The following is a 21,568-nucleotide window of genomic DNA, read 5'->3' as shown; positions in this document are numbered from 1 at the left end:
ACCGCCTCAGGCATCGGCGGGGCGATCCTTGGGATCGAACTGGATGATCGTCTGCCAGGTTGCCGTCAGCGCCGGCTTGCGCTCGCCTTCGATCTCGACGCTGACGTCGTAGGTGATCATCAGCATGCTGGCGCCGCGGAAGCGGGCATCGGCCATGGTGAAGTGGCCGCGCACCTTGGCGCCGCTCTTCACCGGCGCGATGAAGCGCACTTTCTCGAAGCCGTAATTGATGCCCATGGTTTGTTCGCGGATTTTCGGCAGGCAATTGTAGTTCATCGCCGAGAGCAATGAGAGCGACAGGAAGCCATGCGCGATCGTGCCGCCGAAGGGCGTTTCGGCAGCGGCCCGCACCGGGTCGACGTGAATATACTGATAGTCGCTGGTTGCCTCGGCGAATTTGTCGATTGTTTCCTGCGTGACCGTGATCCAGTCGGAAACGCCGACCTCCTTGCCGACCAGCACCTTGATCTCAGAAAGTGAAATGTCGTGCAGCATGTAAACGCCTCGAAACAAGCCCCCCAAGCGATCTATAGGCTCGCCCGTTGCAACCTGCAAGTGGTGGAAAAGCTTTAGAAAACCTCGACGAAGAAGGCAACGGAGCGCGGCGCCACGTGATCGGCGGGGGATGACGCTGCGAGCGCATCCTGCCATTTTCTATTGGCGCTGTCGGGCAGGCGGAGGGGATGCGGCGCATGGCTGCGATTGATGACGACGGCAAGCCGCGTTGCCCGCTTCTGGGTGCGGTCGGGGGTGGTCAGCACCATTGTCAGATTGTCCGTTGCCGGATGCTCCCAGTCGGTCACGGTCATCGGGTGACCGTCGAGACGGCACCACTCGACGTCGCCGTTTCCTGTCAGGAACGTGGTCTCGTCGAAAACGCCGAAGCGGGAGCGCATGGCTGACAGGGCTGCAGTATGGGCGACGATCTCATCGTCCATCGCCGTCCAGTCTAGCCAGGTGATGGCGTTGTCCTGGCAGTAGGCGTTGTTGTTGCCCTGCTGGCTGCGCCCGGCTTCGTCGCCGGCGGTCAGCATGATCGTGCCGCGGGTGGCAAAGAGCGTGCCGATGAGCGCCATCACGTCATGGCGGCGAGCCGCCTCGATTTCCGGATCCGCGGTCGGCCCTTCGGCGCCATTGTTCCAGGAGTGGTTCTCGTTGTGGCCGTCGCGATTTTCCTCGCCATTCGCCTCGTTGTGCTTGCCGGCATAGGAGACGAGATCGGCCAGCGTGAAGCCGTCATGGGCGGCGATGAAGTTGACCGTGCGCGTGCCGGTCTCACCCCAGCGGGCGAAACTGCCTGAGGAGCCGGCAAGCGCTGTCGCCAGCGCGCCGATCGAATGGCGATCGCCGCGCCAGTAGATGCGGAGGTCGTCGCGGGCGCGGTCGTTCCACTCGAGGAAGGGCGCGGGGAAATTGCCGAGCTGGTAGCCACCGGGACCGATATCCCAGGGCTCGGCGATCAGCACCCGGTCGGCAAGCAGCGGATCGGTCGCAATCGCCTGGAAGAGTGGGGCATCGCGGTGGAAGCCGCCCATGTCGCGGCCGAGGATCGAGGCGAGATCGAAGCGGAAGCCGTCGACGCCGGCAGCGCTGACGAAGTGGCGCAGGCTGTCGAGGATCAGTGCCTCGACCACCGGATTGTCGCAGGCGATCGTGTTGCCGCAGCCGGTATCGTTGATCAGCTCGCCCGGGCGGTCGGTGGCGTGACGATAATAAGTCAGGTTGTCGAGGCCGCGCATCGACAGCGTTGTGCCGAAGCGATCGCTTTCACCGGAGTGGTTGAAAACGAGATCGAGGATGACGCCGATGCCGGCCTTGCGCAGCGCCTCGACGGTCTTTCGCAGCTCCTTGATGCCGCCCGGCACCAGGCGCGGATCGAGTGCCATAGGGGCGATCGGATTGTAACCCCAGCCGTTCTTCAGACCGAGCGGTGGCAGATGGCGTTCGTCGATCCAGGCGACGATCGGCATCAGCTCGATGGCCGAGACGCCGAGGCGCTTCAGATGTTCGATGATGGCGGGCTCGGCGAGGGCGGCCACCGTGCCGCGCTTGGCTTCGGGCACGTCGGGATGAAGGATGGTGAAAGGCTTGACGGCGATTTCGTAGACAAGGCCGCCGGCGCGAAAGAGCGGCGCCTTCACCTTGGCAGCCTTCACCTCGGTGACGATCGCTTTCGGTACGAGGTCGGCGGTGTCTTCGCCAAAGATCGTCAGGCGCGGATCATGGCCAAACGGGCGGTCGAGTTCGATGGCATAGGGATCGACGAGAAGCTTGGATGGATCGAACCAGAGACCGTGATCGGGCGAATAGACGCCATCGGCCCGGAAGCCGTAGCGCGTTCCTTTCGGCGCGTCGGCAACCTTCAAGCTGTGAATGTCGCCGTTCCGCGTCATCGGCAGCTGGCGCAGCTGTTTGGCGCCTGATTTGTCGAAAAGGCAGAGATCGATACGGGCGGCATTGTGCGACCAGACCGAAAACACGGTGCCTTCGGAGGTGATGGTGGCACCGAGGGGTGGGTTTCCTTTGGTCGGCATGAAGGCGGCCCTCTTCGTGGTGTCGTCGGTGTGTGTGACCCACCCCCCTCTGCCCGGCCGGGCATCTGCCCCACAAGGGGGAGGTTGACTTGTGGCATCCTCCCATTCCAACGATAAACCGATGCGTTGGTTTACGGGCGAGGGGATCCCTGCGACGTCAACGCCATCTTAGGGCAAGGCCGTGCCGCAGATCGATCTCCCCCTTGTGGGGGAGATGCCCGGCAGGGCAGAGGGGGGTAAGCGGCAAACGAAAAAGGGCCGCATCAAGCGGCCCCGATAGTGCGGTATCTCAGGTAATGACGCTCGGCTCGGTGCGGCCGGTGCGGGTCTTGATGCTGGCGATCTCTTCGGCAACGGCGATGAGATCGGCGAGCGCCGTCTGCGTCTCGATATCGTGACGCGAGGCGTCCGGCTCGAAGCGCTCGATATAGACGCGCAACGTTGCTCCCGATGTGCCGGTGCCCGACAGGCGGAAGACGACGCGGGAGCCGCCTTCGAACAGGATGCGGATGCCCTGGTTCTTGCTGACGGAATGGTCGACCGGATCGTTGTAGGCGAAGTCGTCCGCGGTCGCGACCTTGAGCGCGCCGAAGGACTTGCTGGGCAGCGTGGCAAGCTGGTCGCGCAGGTTGGCGATCAGGCCATTGGCCGCATCAGAATCGACCTCTTCGTAGTCGTGGCGCGAATAGTAGTTGCGGCCGTAGGTCGCCCAATGGTTCTTGACGATGTCGAGCGCGCTTTCCTTGCGCACCGCCAGAATGTTGAGCCAGAGCAGGACTGCCCAGAGCCCGTCCTTCTCGCGCACGTGGTTGGAGCCGGTGCCCGCACTTTCCTCGCCGCAGATCGTCGCCATGCCCTCGTCGAGCAGGTTGCCGAAGAACTTCCAGCCGGTCGGCGTCTCGTAGATGCCGATGCCGAGCTTTTCGGCGACACGGTCGGCAGCACCACTGGTCGGCATCGAACGGGCGATGCCGGCAAGACCCTTGGCATAGCCGGGTGCCAGATGCGCGTTGGCGGCGAGCATGGCCAGACTGTCGGACGGTGTGATGAAGATGCCGCGGCCGATGACGAGGTTGCGGTCGCCGTCGCCGTCGGAAGCGGCGCCGAAATCCGGTGCGTCGGGCGCCATCATCGTCTCATAGAGCGCGCGGGCATGAACCAGGTTCGGGTCCGGGTGGTGGCCGCCGAAATCGGGCAGCGGGATGAAGTTCATCACCGAGCCCTTAGGCGCGCCGAGTCGCTTTTCGATGATCTCCTTGGCATAGGGACCGGTAACGGCGCTCATCGCATCGAAGACGACGCGGAAGCCGCCTTCAATCATTTTGCGGATCGCGCCGAAGTCGAACAGGTTTTCCATCAACTCGGCATAATCGGCGACGGGATCGATGACGGTGATCGTCATGCCGTCGATGTCCTGCGTGCCTTCGGCATCAAGGTTGATGTCGGCGACATCGGAGATCTTGTAGCTGTCGATCACCTTGCTGCGCGCGAAGATCGCGTCAGTGATCTTCTCCGGTGCCGGGCCGCCATTGCCGATGTTGTACTTGATGCCGAAGTCTTCGGTCGGGCCGCCAGGATTGTGGCTGGCCGACAACACGATGCCGCCAAAGGCTTTGTACTTGCGGATGACGTTGGAGGCAGCCGGCGTCGACAGGATGCCGCCGCGGCCGACGAGCACGCGGCCGAAGCCGTTGGCCGCCGCCATCTTGATGGCGATCTGGATGACTTCGCGGTTGTAGAAGCGACCGTCGCCGCCGATGACGAGCGTTTCGCCCTGAAAGCCTTCGAGCGAATCGAAGATCGACTGGATGAAGTTCTCGGCATAGTTCTTCTGCTGGAAGACCGGGACCTTCTTGCGCAGCCCTGACGTGCCAGGCTTCTGGTCGCCGTAGGGGGTTGTGGTAACCGTTCTTATCATGCTGACTTAACCTTTCCCGAGAAGTCCGGAATAAAGAGAGACGTAACGCTCGGCACTTGTGGCCCAGGAAACGTCCGATTTCATGCCCTGGGTCTGAATTTTCGACCAGACTTTGGGCTCGCTGTATGCACGCAGCGCCCGCCGGATCGCAAGCCGCAACCCATCGGCATTGACAGGCGTGAATTGGAAGCCGGTCGCGACCTTGGCCGCAAGCCCGGCCTCGTTGGCGTCGATGATGGTATCGGCAAGCCCGCCGGTGCGGGCGACGACCGGCACGCAGCCGTAGCGCAGGCCATAGAGCTGGGTAAGCCCGCAGGGCTCGAAGCGCGACGGAATGAGGATGGCGTCGGAGCCCGCCTGCATCAGATGCGACAGCGGCTCGTTGTAGCCGGTGACCATGCCGATATGGCCGCGATGGCGGGAGGCAGCGGCGAGCAGCGCGCCTTCGAGCGCTGCGTCGCCGGAGCCGAGCACCACGAGCTTGCCGCCCATGGCGACGAGCTCGTCGGCGATCTCGGCGACCAGATCCATGCCCTTCTGCCAGGTGAGCCGGCTGACAACGCAGAAGATCGGGCCGTTGCCTTTTTCAAGGCCGAAGCGTTCCTCGAGCGCACGCCGGTTGACCGCGCGCTGCTTCAGGCTCGTTGCGCTGAAATGCTGGGCGATGTGCGGGTCGGTCTGCGGATCCCAGATGTCGGCGTCGATGCCGTTGACGATGCCAGAGAGGTCGGCGACGCGGCTCTTCAACAGGCCTTCGAGGCCCATGCCGAATTCGGGCGTCAGGATTTCCTGCGCATAGGAGGGGCTGACGGTGGTAATGGCGTCGGCGGTCTGCAGGCCGCCCTTCAGGAAGCCGACGTCGCCGTAATATTCGACGAACTGCATCGAGAAGGCTTCGGCAGGAAGGGCAAGCTCGGGGAAGACTAAGGCGCCGAACTGGCCCTGGAAGGCGATGTTGTGGATCGTCATCACCGTCGGCGTTGCGGCCGCCGGGCCGAAATGCATGTAGACTGGCGTCAGCGCCGTCTGCCAGTCATGGGCGTGAACGATATCGGGTTTCCAGCCCGAGACGACATCGCCGCCGGCAATTTCTGCCGCCGCAAGCGAGAGTGCTGCAAAGCGGCGGAAATTGTCGACGTAGTCGCGGCCGGTGGCATCGACATAGGGGCCGCCGTCTCGGGCGTAGAGTTCAGGCTGGTCGAGGACCAGCAGATCGAGCCCGTCGATTTCGGCGGCGAAAACTGTCGCCGGATTGCCGAACAGGTTTTCGAAACTGCCGACCTTCTTTTTCTTCTTCAGCTTCTGCAGCACGGCCGGATAGCCGGGCACCAGCGTGCGGGTCTTGACGCCGTGCGGCAAAAGCGCTGCCGGAAGCGCGCCGACGACATCGGCAAGCCCCCCGGTCTTGATCAGCGGATAGACTTCGGACGCAACGGAGAGGACGTTCATGAAGTGCCTACATTCCCAGTTTGTCGATCATCGTTTGCGTGATCAGGCAGACGCCGTTTTCCGAACGCCGGAAACGCTTGGCATCGAGCACCGGATCGTCACCGACGACGAGGCCCTCGGGGATCACGACACGGCTGTCGATGACCACGTTGCGCAGCGTCGCGTGGCGACCGATCTTCACATCGGGAAGAACTACGGCATTCTCCAGACGGGAATATGAATTTACGCGGACACCTGTGAACAACAGGCTGCGGTTGAGCGCGGCGCCTGAGATAATGCAGTCGCCGGAGATCAGCGACGAGGTTGCCGAGCCGCGGCGGTTTTCATCGTCATGCACGAATTTCGCCGGCGGCTTGATCTCGGCAAAGGTCCAGATCGGCCAGGTGCTGTCGTAGATGTCGAGCTCCGGCGTCACGTGGGTCAGGTCGATATTGGCCTGCCAATAGGCGTCGATCGTGCCGACGTCGCGCCAGTAGGCCTCGCGCTCGAAGTCCGACCGCACGCAGGACTCTGCGAAACGGTGGGCGACGGCTTTGCCGTTATCGACGATGTAGGGGATGATGTCCTTGCCGAAGTCGCGGCTCGATTTCGGATCGGCGGCGTCGCGACGCAGAAGATCCATCAGGAACTTCGTGTGGAAGACATAGATGCCCATGGAGGCAAGCGCCATCTCCGGATTGCCGGGAATGCCCGGCGGATCGGCCGGCTTCTCGACGAAGGCGATGATGCGGTCCTTTTCGTCGACATGCATCACGCCGAAGCCGGTTGCTTCCATGCGCGGCACCTCGAGGCAGCCGATGGTGACGTCGGCGCCGGAATCGACGTGCTGCTGCAGCATCAATTCGTAGTCCATCTTGTAAATATGGTCGCCAGCAAGGATCACCATGTATTCGACGCCATGGTCCTCGATGATGTCGATGTTTTGGTAAACGGCGTCGGCCGTGCCTTCGTACCATTGCGTTTCGGAAACGCGCTGGCTGGCCGGGAGAATATCGAAGCTTTCGTTTCGCTCCGGGCGGAAGAAGTTCCAGCCACGCTGCAGGTGGCGGATCAGCGAATGCGCCTTGTACTGGGTGGCGACGCCGATGCGGCGGATACCGGAGTTGAGCGCGTTCGATAGCGCGAAGTCGATGATACGGGCCTTGCCGCCGAAATAGACCGCCGGCTTCGCCCGTCGGTCGGTCAGTTCCTTCAGGCGACTGCCGCGACCGCCGGCGAGAACATAGGCCATGGCATCACGTGCCAGAGGTTGCGTACGCTTTTCCACCATTTGTCCTCCCCATTCATTGACCTTAAGGGGTCGTCACGGCGGCCTTCTGCGACGCCTTGCGGCCCTCGATATTTGCAGTCTTCCGCCGCCTTCGGCTGGCGGGTCGGATAAATTACTCCTGTTCCAGCATCAGTGTCGCGAGCGGCGGCAGGGTGATGTTGGCCATGATCGCTCCCGTGCTGTTCTTCTCGGCAAAAACCGCGCCGCCATTGCCCTTGCCGCTTCCTCCATAGATTTCCGCGTCGCTGTTGAGGATCTCCTTCCAGCGACCCTTGACCGGCAGCGGGATGGCGTAGCTTTCCCGGTAGACGGGGGTGAAATTGGTGATGACGGCGACGAGTTTTTCGCCGGGCGCCTTGCGCAGCCAGGCAAAGACCGAGTTGTCGCGGTCGTCGGCCAGCAGCCATTCGAAACCTTCGCCTTCGCAATCGCGCGCATGCAGCGCCGGCTTGGCGCGGTAGGTGCCGTTCAAGTCACGCACCAGCCGTCGCATGCCCTCGTGCAGATGGTATTCGAGCAGGTTCCAGTCGAGCGCCCGATCCTCGGACCATTCGCGCCATTGCGCGAACTCCTGACCCATGAACAAGAGCTTCTTGCCGGGATAGCCCCACATGAAGGCATAGTAGGCCCGGAGATTGGCGAACTTCTGCCAGTCGTCGCCGGCCATCTTGGCGATCAGCGAGCCCTTGCCGTGCACGACCTCGTCATGGGACAGCGGCAGCACGAAGTTCTCGTTGAAGGCATAAAGCAGGCCGAATGTCAGGTCGTTGTGGTGGAACTTGCGGTGCACCGGCTCGCGCGACAGATATTGCAGCGTGTCGTGCATGAAGCCCATGTTCCACTTGAAGCCGAACCCGAGACCCCCCGCATGGACCGGATGGGAGACCTTCGGCCAGGAGGTCGATTCCTCGGCGATCGTCAGGATACCCTTGTGAGAGCCGTATATTTCCGTGTTCAGCGTCTGCAGGAAACGGACGGCCTCGAGGTTCTCGTTGCCGCCATATTCGTTCGGCACCCACTCGCCGTGCTTGCGCGAGTAGTCGAGGTAGAGCATCGAGGCGACCGCATCGACGCGCAGGCCGTCGACATGGAATTTTTCCGCCCAGTAGAGCGCATTGTTGACGAGGAACGACAGCACTTCCTGGCGGCCGAAATTGTAGATCGCCGTGTTCCAGTCGGGGTGGAAGCCTTGGCGCGGATCCTCGTGTTCGTAGAGTGCGGTGCCGTCGAACCAGCGCAGGCCGTGCTCGTCGGTCGGGAAATGCGCCGGCACCCAGTCGAGGATGACGCCGATGCCGACCTTGTGGCAGCCGTTGACGAAGCGGGCAAAACCTTCGGGCTCGCCGAAACGGGCGGTCGGCGCATAAAGACCGGTTGTCTGGTAGCCCCAGGAGGGGTCGAAAGGAAACTCCGAGATCGGCAGAAACTCGATATGGGTAAAGCCCATGTCGACGCAGTAGGGGATCAGCCGGTCGGCAAGCTCGTCCCAGGAGAGCATCTCGCCATTGTCGCGGCGCTGCCAGGAACCGGCGTGCACTTCGTAGATCGAGATCGGTTGCCGTCTTGCGTCGGCCGAGGCCCAATGCTTGCGGTGTGCCTCGTCGTCCCAGGTCTGCGCGATTTCCGGCGTGGTCATCGAGGCCGTGTTCGGGCGTAGTTCGGAGCGCCGGGCAAAGGGATCGGCCTTGAGCGGCAGACGCGTGCCGTTGCGGTCGAGGATCTCGTACTTGTAGACAAGGCCCGCATCGACGCCGGGAATGAAGATTTCCCAGATGCCGGTGTCGGTGCGCAGCCGCATGACGTGGCGACGGCCGTCCCAGTCGTTGAACTGGCCGACGACCGAAACACGCTTCGCATTGGGTGCCCAGACGGCGAAATGGTAGCCGCTGGCACCGTCATGCTCGATCGGGTGCGCCCCCATCTTGTCGAAGAGCCTGAGATGCGAGCCTTCGCGAATGTAATAATCGTCCATCGGCCCGAGAACCGGACCGAAGCTGTAGGGATCGACGACCACCCATTCGCCGCCCTGATTGCGGGCGCGGTAGCGGACGGGCTGTGGCTTCTTCAGCGCCACCGGGCCTTCGAAGAAGCCGGCATCGTCGCGCTGTTCGATCGCCCCCAGGTCCTTGCCCGAGAGCGTTTCGACCGTCACCGTCTCGGCATCGGGGATGAAGCAGCGGGCAAGGACGGTCTTGCCGACGGGGTGCACGCCAAGAACCGCAAAGGGGTCGTCATGCGTGCCCTTGAGGATGGCCGCGATATCCGGGGCTGACAGCAGACCTGAAGCTGCGGGTTCCGGGTCCTTGCCGGCCGAGGGCGTCATCCAGCTCTCCAGATTTCCCCGGCATATTGCCGGATGGTGCGATCGGACGAGAACCAGCCCATCCGTGCGGTGTTGCGGATTGCCTGCGCGTGCCAGTCGGACGGCGTCGTCCAGAGCTGGTCGAGCTCGCGCTGCGCCTTGGCGTAGGCTTCAAAATCGGCAGCGACCATGAACCAGTCGTGATTGTAGAGCCCTTCGACGAGGCTTGCGAAGCGATTACGGTCATCGGGCGAGAACACGCCGGACGCAATCGCCTGCAGCGCCTGCGACAGCTCGCGCGAGCCTTCGATGATGGCGCGCGGATTGTGACCTTCGGCGCGTGCCCTGGTCACCTCTTCGGCGGTCATGCCGAAAATCTTGATGTTTTCCTCGCCGATCCAGTCGCGCATCTCGACATTGGCGCCGTCGAGCGTACCGATCGTCAAGGCGCCGTTCAGCGCGAACTTCATGTTGCCGGTGCCCGATGCTTCCATGCCGGCCGTCGAGATCTGCTCGGAAAGGTCGGCAGCCGGAACCATGATCTCGGCGAGCGAGACGTTGTAGTTCGGCACGAAGACGATCTTCAGGAGGCCGCGCACCGCCGGATCGTTGTTGACGACACGGGCGACGTCGTTGGCCAGTTTGATGATCAGCTTGGCATTGTGATAGCTCGGCGCCGCCTTGCCGGCAAAGAGCTTGACGCGCGGCACCCAGTCGAGCTCCGGATGGGAGCGGATCTGGTCGTAGAGCGCCACGGCCTCGATGATGTTGAGGAGCTGGCGCTTGTACTCGTGGATGCGCTTGATCTGGATGTCGAACATCGCCGACGGATCGAGCCGGATGCCGAGGCGGCTCTGCACGAGCTGCGCGAGGCGCACCTTGTTGGCGCGTTTGACCGCGGCGAAATGTTCCTGGAAGTCCGCCTTGTCGGCGAAGACGTCGAGCGCCTGCAGCGCCTCGGTATTGTCCATGAACTCGTCGCCGATCGCGTCGCGGATCAGTCCGAAGAGACCGGGATTGCACTGCATCAGCCAGCGGCGCGGCGTAATGCCGTTGGTCTTGTTGTTGATGCGGTCCGGGTAGAGCTTGTGCAGGTCGGCAAACACCGTTTCCTTCATCAGCTCGGTGTGCAGTGCCGAAACGCCGTTGATCGAGTGCGAGCCGACAAAGGCGAGATTGCCCATGCGCACGCGTCGTTCGCCGCTTTCGTCGATCAGCGAGATGTTGCGGATTTCGTCGTCCGTGGCGCCCTTCTGGCGGCGGGCCTCGATCAGGATCTTGGCGTTGATCGCATAGACGATCTGCATGTGGCGCGGCAGCAGGCGCTCGATCAGCGGTACCGGCCAGCTTTCGAGCGCTTCGGGCAGAAGCGTGTGGTTGGTGTAGGAGATCGTGCGGCGGGTGATGTCCCAGGCCTGCTCGAAATCGAGGCCGTGCAGGTCGGTCAAGAGCCGCACCAGTTCGGCAATGGAAATGGCTGGATGGGTGTCATTGAGCTGGATGGCGACGGCGTCCGGCAGCGAGTTGAAATCCGGGTATTGCTGCAGGTGACGGCGCAGGATGTCCTGCAGCGAGGCCGAGGAGAAGAAGTATTCCTGGCGCAGGCGCAGCTCCTGGCCCGCTGGCGTCGCGTCGGCCGGATAGAGAACACGCGTCAGGCTTTCCGCCTTGTTGCTTTCGCGAAGGGCGCCGATGTGGTCGCCGGCGTTGAAGGCGGCCAGCAGGATCGGGTCAATCGGCTGCGCGGTCCACAAGCGCAGCGTGTTGACGCGTTTTGCCCGCCAGCCGACGGCGGGCGTGTCGAAGGCGGTGGCGATGACGCGCTCGGCCGGTTTCCACACGAAACGCTGGATTTCCTCGTCGACATTGGCGGTTTCGACCACGCCGCCGAAGCCGATTTCGTAGGAGCTTTCGCGGCGTTCGAATTCCCAGGGGTTGCCGTGGGCAAGCCAGGTTTCGGGTAGTTCCACCTGCCAGCCATCGGCCATCTGCTGGCGGAAGAGGCCATGCATGTAGCGGATGCCGTAGCCATAGGCGGGTACGTCGACGGTCGCCATCGATTCCATGAAACAGGCAGCCAGCCGTCCGAGACCGCCATTGCCGAGGGCCGCATCCGGCTCGAGCTGGGCGACGACATCGATATCGACGCCGAGGGAGGCGAGCGCATCGCGCATCTCGTCCATCAGGCCGATATTGGTCATGGCATCGCGCATCAGCCGGCCGATCAGGAATTCGAGCGAGAGATAATAAACGCGCTTGGCGCCGGTCGCGTAGGTCTTGCGGGTGGAGTCCATCCACTTGTCGGTGATGCGGTCACGCGCAACCAGGATCGCCGCCGTCAGCCAGTCATGGGGCTTGGCGACCTTCGGGTCCTTGCCGATGCGGTACTTCAGACGTTCGAGGATTTCGACGGCGAGCTGGCTAGGTTCAGACGACCTTGGGGCGGGCTGCGGCACGTCGTTGGTGGAGAGCCTGTTCATCATGAAACTGTCTTTACCCTTTTGCGTTGGGAGATCGCAGGCCGGACCCGACCGGGGATAAAGCCAATTTATGCATCGATCCGAAGCGCTTGCAACAGATGTTTTTAAATGGATTAGACTTGTCTCAGACGGTGGAGAACGTGTCCCGCCGAAACGCAAAATGCCGCCCGGCGGGGCCGGGCGGCATCGTCAGCGATGTGGTCTGTCTTACCTTGTCAGGCGTGCCATCTTGCCCGAGGTGGTGGCGCCGATTTCACCGAAAACCTTGACCAGAGCTGCGGCATCTTCCGGCGACTTGTAGTCGGCTGTGCTGCTGGCGCATCGGCTGAGCACCGATTTTCCCTGGATCGGTGCCATGAAGGCGATGGTGAAGACGCGAATGCCGGCGTCCTTGGCATCCTGGCACGCCTTGAGCGTTGCCGTGTCGGATTTGGAATCCTGGGCTTTGTATTTGTCGAGTTCCGGTTCCGGCTTTGGCGCCGCCGGGATGGTCAACGCCTTTCCTTCGAAATGTGTGTTCGCCCCATCGGTCATGAAGACGATGTATTTTTTCGGCGTCAGGCCGTTGGATGCCGTGTGCGCGTCGTTTTCGCCCTTGAGCTTCAGATCCGTGACGGCCTTGGCGAAGGCGCCGCTCGAATCCGTGCCGCCGTTCGCCTCCAGGTTCTTGACGTAGGTACTGGCCTTCGTCGTGCCCCAGGCCAGTTTCTCTTCCGGGAAGATGGAGCTGCTATAGGAAACAGCGCCGACACGGACATACTTGTTGTCGGGGTCCATCTCGGTGAGTGGCTTCAGCAGCGTCTCAACCGCGGATTTCAAGGTCGTGATCTTGTCGATCATGCAAGGGCTGGTCTCAGAGATGCTCTTGCCCCAGTTCTCCGCCGTCCAGTTCTTGCACTTGGTGCGCTTCTCGTCCTTCACATTCGTCACGAAGGCCATCGAGCCCGAGCGGTCGAGCACGAGGTACATCGACATGGCGTTCTTGGTTTCCGTCGCGCTCTCGGCAACGGCTACCGTTTCCAGATTGACGGACTTCTGTCCGAGCAACCGCGTCATGGGGTTGAGCTGAATTGTATGCTTGTTGACGATCGTGACCTTAAAGGCCTTGTCGCTCTTGCCGACAGTCGTCATGACGATGTCGACCGTCGGCTGAACCTGGGTCTCCGTCGGGTCGGTCACGCCGCCCGCGGAAGCGCCGCTGGTGCCCGGGTCGCTGCCGCCAGCTCCACCGGGCAGATCGGTCGAGCTTGCGCCCGACTGCGCCTTCAGGAAGTTCAAGGCGATTTCCTTGGCCTTCTCGGTCGCCAGCGTATCCTTGTTTGCAACCAGTGCGGACGCAGCCGCAAGTGCTGCCGCGTCGGCTGCATCCTGCATCTGGTTTTTCGTCGTCATCATGGTGGCCAGATCGACGGCGACGCCGCCGGCTGCCAACACCAACGGCGCCGCGAGTGCTGCCATGATGCCAAAATTGCCACCCCGGTCCTTGAGCATGGCTACGAAGGACCGGCCTACCGTGTATCGTCTTCCCATCTTTGCACACCCCAAAGGAACACGTTGCAAGCTTGGGGGCATCAATAGCGGCGATGGCTTACGATATCGTTCCGGCAATCCTTGCAATTTTAATGGATTGCCGGAAAACCGGTTGTTGTAAGGGGTTCTGCGGCACCCCGTCTGTTCCGAAGCGGGAATCGGCCTGTGCCAAATCGGGTCACGGTACCGGAATGACGTCGACCGCCTGTTTCGTCGTTTGGCTGCCGTAGCTTTTCAGGACCCCGATGACGGGCGCGACATCGCCGTAGTCGCGGCCATGGCCGACGACGATATGGTCGGTTCCAGCCGGAATATTGTTGGTCGGATCGAGTTCGAGCCACCCACCGGTTGTGCCGCACCAGACGCGCACCCAAGCGTGCATGGCATCGGCCCCCTCCAGGCGCTCCTTGCCGGGCGGAGGGATCGTCCTTAGGAAACCGCTAACATAGCCGGCAGGGATGCCGAGGCTTCTGAGCGCCACGATCATGACATGGGCGAAATCCTGGCAGACGCCGCGCTTGAGCTTGAACGCTTCTGCCGGCGTCGTGTTCACGGTTGTCGCCTCGCCGTCATAGGCGAAGTCGCGATGGATGCGGTCGCACAATGCGACGGCGATCTGGCGCACGGTCATCGTGTCGGTAATGGTGTCACGCGCGTAGGCGGCAATGTCGGCGACCTCGGGCAAGAGTGGGCTCGGGCCGGCGAAGTGATGCGGCGCGTCGGCATCGACGGACCAGCAGGCCGCAAGCTCTGCCGGCAGGCCGCTGAGGTCAGGGGAGAAGTCCGCGGTCAGGGCCTGTGCTTCCACCTGCACGCGCGCCTGCATGCGGATCGTCAGGTCGGCATGCGAGGTGCGAAAGAGGATCGACGTAAACGGGTTGGCGAAGAAGTCGATGCTCTCGGTACGTTCGGCCGGCATGGGATGGCAGCTGAGCGAGCCGACGACGAGACGCTGGCGACCGGGCAGCGTCGCCGGCAGCACGCGCACGAGGTGGCGGCCGCCGGACACCGGCACTTCGTAGTCATAGATGATCTTCAGGCTGATGTCGTAAAGCATGGCTAGCCGAGATAGGTGCGCGCGAGCAGATCGGACAGGCTTTCGAGATCCCGCTCCAACCGATTGTAGACGCCGAGGTTCATGGCTTCCGGTGTCATCACCGCCAGGCCGGAATGCAGCCGCATCGCCTCGCGGTAGAAGGAGGACATCTGGCCGTTGACGAAGGCGTTCGGCAACAGCTCGACCTCGGTCTTGATCTCATTCAACTGGTAAAGCACCGAGCGCGGATTGAGCGGATCGAGCGCCAGGAGGTCGGTGACTGTCAAGGCGGCGGTGCTGACATTGTAGCGCCGGCGATGGGTCATGACGCTGTCGCCGATTTCGAGCAGCATGTCATAGGCGCCATCGGGCGCATCCGGCCCCGACATGTGGCCGAGCAGCCGGGTCATGTGCAGGCCGCGCTCGATATAGCGGCCGATCGAAAGAAAGCGCCAGCCGGTGAAGCGGTACATGTTTTCATGCACGAGACCGGCAAAGCCGGCGAGCTTGCGCAGGAGCACGGTGATCGCGCGGGTCGCGTCGTCGCCGGCCTGCACCGTCGCGTGGAACTTGCGCGCCGTCTGCGACAGGTCGTTCAGTGCCAGCCAGCCGTCCGGCGAGAACCGGTCGCGGATGTTGCCGGCGCTGAAGAGGGCGCTTGCGATATTGGCGAGCAGGCTGTCGGGCACCGGCTGGCGCGCATCGATGTCGAGGGCTGCGAGATAGTCGCCGACATCCTTAAGGAGCGGCAGGTCCGGATCGGCGGTTTCGGCGAAGCGGCCGTGCCAGGCGCGCAGGATGCGCAGCGCCCCTTCCGCACGCTCGATATAGCGGCCGAGCCAGAAGAGATTGTCGGCCGCCCGGCTCGGCAGGCTTCCCGGCATGTTGCGGGTGAAACTTTCCTCGGCCGGAAGCAGCGTCGTGCGCTCGACCGGTCGATCGCTGACGATCCAGACATCGGCGGCGGTGCCGCCCGCCTGCATCGCGATCGCGGCGACATCGTCGCCGGAGCCGATGCGGGCAAAGCCCCCTGGCATGATCTGCCAGCCGTCGCGGGTGCGTGCCGCAAACACCCGCAGGCTCATCGGCCGCGGGGTCAACCGGCCACGCACCCAGGCCGGCGTGGTCGAAAGCGTGACCACCTCCTGGCCCACGAGCTTGCCGCCCTCGGCGCTAAGCCAATCTGCGATCGAGGCTCGAGCCTTCTCATCAAGCGTACGGCCGAGTACCGACTGGCCATTGTCGTCGAAGAAAGGGCGGGTCTGGTAGGCGGGGCCGATGACCATGCGGTCGAGATTGGCGGCGACCTGTTCGCGTTCGGCGCCCTGGCCGCACCACCAGGTGGCGATCGAGGGCAGCTTCTGTTCCTCGCCCAGCAGATGGCGGCAGATCGCCGGCATGAAGGCGAGGAAGGCGCGGGTTTCGACGATGCCGGTGCCGAGCGCGTTCACGATTGAGACCGAGCCGGCCCTGAGCGCCTCGACAATGCCCGGTGTGCCGATATGCGAGGACTGATTGAGCTCGAGCGGATCGGCAAAGGCCGCGTCGAGACGACGCCAGAGCACGCCAATGGGCTTGAGGCCGGCGACGGTGCGCACCATCACCCGGCCGCCGATCACGGTCAGATCCTCGCCTTCAAGCAGCATGAAGCCCAGATAGCGGGCGATATAGGCATGTTCGAAATAGGTCTCGTTGGCGATCCCCGGCGAAAGAACGGCGATGCGGTCGTCCGGGTGCAGCCGGCGGCTCTGGAGCGTGTCGCGGAACTCGCCAAAGAAGCCGGCCAGCCGGTGGACGTGGCTTTCGGCATAAAGATTGGAGAAGGCACGCGTGGTCGCGACCCGGTTCTCCAGGGCGAAGCCGGCGCCCGAAGGTGCCTCGGTGCGATCGGACAGGACCCACCAGTTACCGTCGGGTCCACGGCCAATCTCGAAGGAGACGAAATGCAGGAAGTGGCCGTCGGCCGGTTTCACGCCGACGAGCGGGCGCAAGAACTCCGGATTGGAGGCGACCAGCGCCGGCGGCAGCAGCCCTTCGCGCACCAGCCGGTTCTCGCCATAGATGTCGGCGACCACCTTTTCCAGAAGTTCGGCGCGCTGCACGAGGCCTTGCGAGACATGCGCCCATTCCTTTTCGTCGATCAGAACCGGAATGTGCGACAGCGGCCAGCTTCGCTCGGAACTCTCCTTGGCGCCATAGACGCGATAGAACACGCCGGCGTCGCGCAGATAGCGGTCGGCGCGCGCGAAGCGGTTGGCAAGTTCGGTCTCGTCGAGCCGCCCAAGCGTCGCGAGCAACCGCTGCCAGACCGGGCGGACATTGCCCTCCTGGTCGAGCATTTCGTCGGCAATGCCCGGTAGGGCACGGTAGCCGAAGACCGGATCGTCGTCGGTGCCCGGATGGTTTGCGGCCGCTGTCTGCTTCTTCGGCATTTACGCTCCTGGTGGACGCCTGAGATCAAGCGTCATCGGGAATTCCGTCGACGGGCTTTCGGGGCGCAGCGGATAGCCTCCCGGCGTATGGCCCCAAGGCTCGAACCGCGCCAGGCGTCGCGCCTCCGCCTCGTTGCCGTTGACCGGAAACGTGTCGTAGTGGCGCCCACCCGGGTGGGCGACATGGTAGATGCAACCGCCGATCGCCCGATTCGACCATGTATCATAGATATCGAATGTAAGGGGAGTGTTGACCGGTAGCACCGGATGTAGCCCTGAGGCCGGCTGCCACGCCTTGTAGCGGACGCCGGCCACCGCCGTGCCATTCGAACCAGTGCGTGTGAGCGGCAAGGGCCGACCGTTGCAGGCGACCGTATATCGCTCGGGATTGGCGGTATCGAGCTTGACCTGCAGCCGTTCGATCGAGCTGTCGACATAGCGCACGGTGCCGCCGATCGCGCCCTGTTCGCCCATCACGTGCCAGGGTTCGAGCGCCTGACGGATTTCGAGCTTTGCCCCCTCGTATTCGACCTCGCCGCAGAAGGGGAAGCGGAACTCGAGCTGAGCCTCGAACCATTCCGGCTTCAGATCGAAGCCATGCGCCCGGAGATCGGCGAGCACGTCGAGAAAGTCCTGCCAGACGTGATGCGGCAGCATGAAACGATCGTGCAAAGCTGTGCCCCAGCGCACGAAGCGACCGTCGACCGGGTGTTTCCAGAAGCGGGCGATGAGGGCGCGCACCAGCAATTGCTGGGCGAGCGACATGCGGGCGTTCGGCGGCATCTCGAAACCGCGGAACTCGACGAGGCCGAGGCGGCCGGTGGGCCCGTCAGGCGAAAACAGCTTGTCGATGCAGATCTCCGCCCGATGGGTGTTGCCGGTGACATCGACGAGCAGGTTGCGGAACAGCCGGTCGACGAGCCAGGGCAGGGGCGGCGGCGTTGCAGAGCCCGGCATCGGCACCTGCGCCAGGGCGATTTCGAGTTCATAGAGCTGGTCGTGCCGGGCTTCGTCGATACGCGGCGCCTGCGAGGTCGGGCCGATGAAGAGGCCGGAGAACAGGTAGGAGAGCGAGGGATGCCGCTGCCAGTGCAGCACCATGCTTTTTAGCAGATCCGGGCGGCGCAGGAACGGGCTGTCATTCGGATTGGCGCCGCCGACGACCACGTGATTGCCGCCGCCGGTGCCGGTGTGACGGCCGTCGATCATGAACTTGTCGGCACCGAGCCGGCTCTGGCGCGCCTCCTCGTAGATCGCCGTGGTGATATCGATGCAGTCCTGCCAATGGGCGGCCGGATGAATGTTGACCTCGATGACGCCCGGGTCCGGCGCAACGCGGATGACGTTGATGCGCTCGTCCTGCGGCGGTGCATAGCCTTCGATGTGCACGGGCAGGCCGATCGCAGCGGCAGCGCGCTCCGCAGACGCGATCAGATCGAGATACTCCTCGACGCTTGTCGTCGGCGGCATGAAGACGCAGAGCCGGCCGTCGCGCGGCTCGACGCTGATGGCGGTGCGCACCAGTCCGGCGATCTCGTCGCGCGGCGCCGGGAGCGGCGTTTCCGGAACTTCCGAGGCCTCGAAGCGTGCATGCTGCGTGCGGGCGCTGCTTTCGCTGAAGTCCGGCAAATCGTCGCGCGGGACCGTCGGATCGACCGGATGGATATAGGGGTAAGCGGAGGGCGCGACATAGGGCAGGGCGCCGAGCGGAAGGCGATAGCCGACGGCGCTGTCGCCGGGAACGAGGAAGATGCGGCCACGGCGCGTCTGCCATTTCTCGCTCATCCATTTCACGCCGGTGGCGCGCGCGTTCCAGGCTTGCACCGGCAGAACATAGCCGGTCGGCGCCGTCAGGCCGCGCTCGAACACGCGGGCCATGCGGCTGCGCTCCTCGGGATCCTTCAGCTTGGAGTTGGCAGGATCGACGTTGTCGGGGAGGTTTGCCTCCTTCAGCAGCCAGTCGGCCGGGTCTTCGAAGGCCGGCACGACCATTTCGGTCGGCAGGCTCAATTCGCCTGCGACCAGATGCAGCAGGCGTTCGGCATCCGCTACCGTCACGTCGTGGCGGCTGGTCTCCTCGGCGATCAGGTCCGGCCGGCGCCAGATCGGCACGCCGTCCTTGCGCCAGTAGAGGGAGAAGGTCCAGCGCGGCAGGGTTTCGCCCGGATACCATTTGCCCTGGCCATAATGCAGGAAGCCACCGGGGGCGAAGCGTTCGCGCAGCCGGCGGATCAGTGTGTCGGCCTTCTCGCGCTTGGTTGGTCCGACGGCCTCCGTGTTCCATTCCTCGGACTCGAAGTCGTCGATCGAAACGAAGGTGGGCTCGCCGCCCATCGTCAGGCGGATGTCGTTTTCCTCAAGCTCCCGGTCAACCTTCCCGCCGAGTGCATTCAGCGCATCCCAGCTTTCGTCGGAGAAGGGTTTGGTGATCCGCGGGTGCTCGGCGACGCGCCTCACCTTCATGTCGAAAGCGAAGTCGGTGCGGGTCTCGGGATCGCCGAAAAATTCTCCGGAGATCGGCGCGGCGTTGCGGTAATGGGGCGTTGCGGCAAGCGGAATGTGGCTCTCGCCGGTCAGCAGGCCCGAGGTCGGGTCGAGCCCGACCCAGCCGGCGCCGGGCAGGTAGACTTCGGCCCAGGCATGCAGGTCGGTGAAGTCGTGGTCGGTGCCGGAGGGGCCGTCGAGGGCTTTCAGATCCGGCGTCAGCTGAATGAGATAGCCGGAGACGAAGCGGGCGGCGAAGCCGAGATTGCGCAGGATCTGTACGAGCAGCCAGCTGGAATCGCGGCAGGATCCTCTTGCCGATGTCAGCGTCTGCTCCGGGTCCTGCACGCCCGGCTCCATCCGGATCACATAGCCGATTTCCTTCTGCAGGCGTGCGTTGAGCCCGACGACCATGTCTATGGTGCGCTGGCGGGAACGGTCGACCGTTGCCATGAAGGCGGAGAGCGCCGGGCCGAGCGGCTCCGGCGTCATATAGATCCGGAGATCGTCGCTGAGATCTTCGGGGTAGGGGAAGGGCCAATGTTCGGCCTCTTCCTCGACGAAAAAGTCAAAGGGGTTGTAGACGGTCATGTCGGCGACGAGATCGACTTCGATCTTCAGCTCGCTCACCGGCTCGGGGAAGACGAAACGGGCGAGGTAGTTGCCGTAGGGGTCCTGCTGCAGGTTGACGAAATGGTTGCCGGGCGAAACCTTCAGCGAGTGGCTGATAACCTTGGTCTTGGAATGGGCAGCGGGCTTCAGCCGGATGATCTGCGGCGAGAGGCTTACGGGACGGTCATAGATATAGTGGGTCAGGTGATAGATACTGGCCTTGATCGACATGCCGGATTTGATCCCCTTCGTGGCGGGTCTGACGCCCCCCATCGCCACGAAGTTTGTGCAATGCAAATCGAGAATGCAAGCGCGAAAGCGCCCGCAGAAAATCAGGGCGGCGCAACGCATTCGCACGCCCGGACGGGCGTGCGAAACATTGGCCATCCTCGGTCAGACGATCGGCGGATTGATGCGGGCAAAACCCTCCTGGCGGTAGTAGGGGAAGTAGGGGTAGGCCGGCGTCGTTCGGCTCGCCGCGTCGAGTCGGGCGATCTGGTCCGCTGACAACGACCAGCCGACGGCGCCGAGGTTCTGGCGAAGCTGCTCCTCGTTGCGGGCGCCGATGATGACGCTCGAGACCGTCGGGCGCTGCAGCAGCCAGTTGATGGCGATCTGCGGGATCGTCTTGCCGGTTTCCTCCGCGAGCTGGTCGAGCACGTCGACGACATCGTAGAGCTTCTCATCATCGACCGGTGGGCCGAAGGCCGCAGTGTCGTGCAGGCGGCTGCCTTCGGGCCACGGCTTGCCGCGGCGGATCTTGCCGGTGAGACGCCCCCAGCCGAGCGGGCTCCAGACCAGAGCGCCGACGCCTTGGTCGGCGCCAAGCGGCATCAGTTCCCATTCGTAGTCGCGTCCAACCAGCGAATAGTAGACCTGGTGGGCGACGTGGCGCACGAGGCCGTGCTTCTCCGAGACAGCCAGCGATTTCATCAATTGCCAGCCGGCAAAGTTCGAGGCACCGACGTAGCGCAGCTTGCCGGCGGCAACCAGACTGTCGAGTGTCGAAAGCACCTCCTCGACCGGCGTTCCCGCGTCGAAGGCGTGCAGTTGCAAAAGGTCGATGTAGTCGGTGCCGAGCCGCTTCAAGGCATCGTCGACGCCCTTGACGAGACGCGTGCGCGACGTGCCGGCGTCGTTCGGTCCGTCGCCCATCGGCAATGCCATCTTGGTGGAGAGAAGAACGGCATCACGCCGGCCCTTGATGGCCGCGCCGAGCACGCTCTCGGACGCACCGTCGGAGTAAACGTCTGCGGTATCGAAGAGATTGACGCCGGCTTCGAGCGAGATGTCGATCAGCCGCCGGGCTTCCGCGGCGTCGCTGTTGCCCCAGGCGCTGAAGAGCGGCCCCTTGCCGCCGAAGGTACCGGCGCCGAAGCTCAAGGCAGGCACTTTCAGTCCCGATGATCCAAGCCGTCTGTATTCCATGTCGTCAAACTCCTCGTTGGTTTTGTCTTTGCGAGAGCGGAAGTACGCTCGCCCACCAGGAGAAGGTGGTATCGCGGCCATTTGCGATGTAGA

General features: G+C 63.5%; 12 protein-coding genes. All 12 read right to left on the bottom strand.

From position 1 onward, the window contains the following. Positions 1–6: 6 nt before the first annotated feature. The gene (locus ASE71_RS03285) at positions 7–495 is read right to left on the bottom strand and encodes a MaoC family dehydratase (protein ID WP_034786863.1); all 489 of its coding nucleotides are present in this window, start codon (positions 493–495) and stop codon (positions 7–9) included. 74 nt (positions 496–569) lie between these two features. Beyond that, positions 570–2,534 (bottom strand): glycogen debranching protein GlgX, encoded by a 1,965-nt coding sequence (glgX, locus tag ASE71_RS03280; protein WP_060517575.1) that lies wholly within the window; start codon positions 2,532–2,534, stop codon positions 570–572. 289 nt (positions 2,535–2,823) lie between these two features. After that, positions 2,824–4,452: an alpha-D-glucose phosphate-specific phosphoglucomutase gene (locus tag ASE71_RS03275; protein ID WP_060517577.1), complete on the bottom strand. Its 1,629-nt coding sequence runs from the start codon at positions 4,450–4,452 to the stop codon at positions 2,824–2,826. Between the two features lie 6 nt (positions 4,453–4,458). After that, positions 4,459–5,901 (bottom strand): glycogen synthase GlgA, encoded by a 1,443-nt coding sequence (gene glgA, locus ASE71_RS03270; protein WP_060517579.1) that lies wholly within the window; start codon positions 5,899–5,901, stop codon positions 4,459–4,461. A gap of 7 nt (positions 5,902–5,908) precedes the next feature. Continuing rightward, positions 5,909–7,171: a glucose-1-phosphate adenylyltransferase gene (glgC, locus tag ASE71_RS03265; RefSeq protein WP_034786853.1), complete on the bottom strand. Its 1,263-nt coding sequence runs from the start codon at positions 7,169–7,171 to the stop codon at positions 5,909–5,911. Positions 7,172–7,283: 112 nt separating this feature from the next. Further along, positions 7,284–9,494, bottom strand: coding sequence for a 1,4-alpha-glucan branching protein GlgB (gene glgB / locus ASE71_RS03260; RefSeq protein ID WP_060517581.1), 2,211 nt, complete (start codon positions 9,492–9,494; stop codon positions 7,284–7,286). Then, positions 9,491–11,953, bottom strand: coding sequence for a glycogen/starch/alpha-glucan phosphorylase (locus ASE71_RS03255; RefSeq protein WP_034787265.1), 2,463 nt, complete (start codon positions 11,951–11,953; stop codon positions 9,491–9,493). The genes glgB and ASE71_RS03255 overlap by 4 nt, the downstream gene beginning before the upstream one ends. Before the next feature lie 207 nt (positions 11,954–12,160). After that, positions 12,161–13,483, bottom strand: coding sequence for a vWA domain-containing protein (locus ASE71_RS03250; protein WP_060517583.1), 1,323 nt, complete (start codon positions 13,481–13,483; stop codon positions 12,161–12,163). A gap of 178 nt (positions 13,484–13,661) precedes the next feature. Beyond that, a complete protein-coding gene (locus ASE71_RS03245; RefSeq protein ID WP_060517585.1) occupies positions 13,662–14,540 on the bottom strand; it encodes a transglutaminase family protein in 879 nt (292 codons plus the stop codon). Positions 14,541–14,542: 2 nt separating this feature from the next. Then, the gene (locus ASE71_RS03240) at positions 14,543–16,951 is read right to left on the bottom strand and encodes a circularly permuted type 2 ATP-grasp protein (protein ID WP_060517588.1); all 2,409 of its coding nucleotides are present in this window, start codon (positions 16,949–16,951) and stop codon (positions 14,543–14,545) included. Then, complete coding sequence (locus ASE71_RS03235; protein ID WP_060517590.1) at positions 16,952–20,278, bottom strand: DUF2126 domain-containing protein; 3,327 nt, start codon at positions 20,276–20,278, stop codon at positions 16,952–16,954. A 162-nt stretch (positions 20,279–20,440) separates the two neighbouring features. Further along, positions 20,441–21,475, bottom strand: a complete 1,035-nt coding sequence (locus ASE71_RS03230) for an aldo/keto reductase (protein ID WP_034786838.1) — start codon at positions 21,473–21,475, stop codon at positions 20,441–20,443. Between the last annotated feature and the right edge of the window lie 93 nt (positions 21,476–21,568).

The organism is Ensifer sp. Root954, assembly GCF_001429005.1.
Lineage (GTDB): Bacteria > Pseudomonadota > Alphaproteobacteria > Rhizobiales > Rhizobiaceae > Ensifer > Ensifer adhaerens.
The sequence above is the reverse complement of the archived record's forward strand: the minus strand, read 5'-3'. Positions and strand labels throughout refer to the sequence as shown.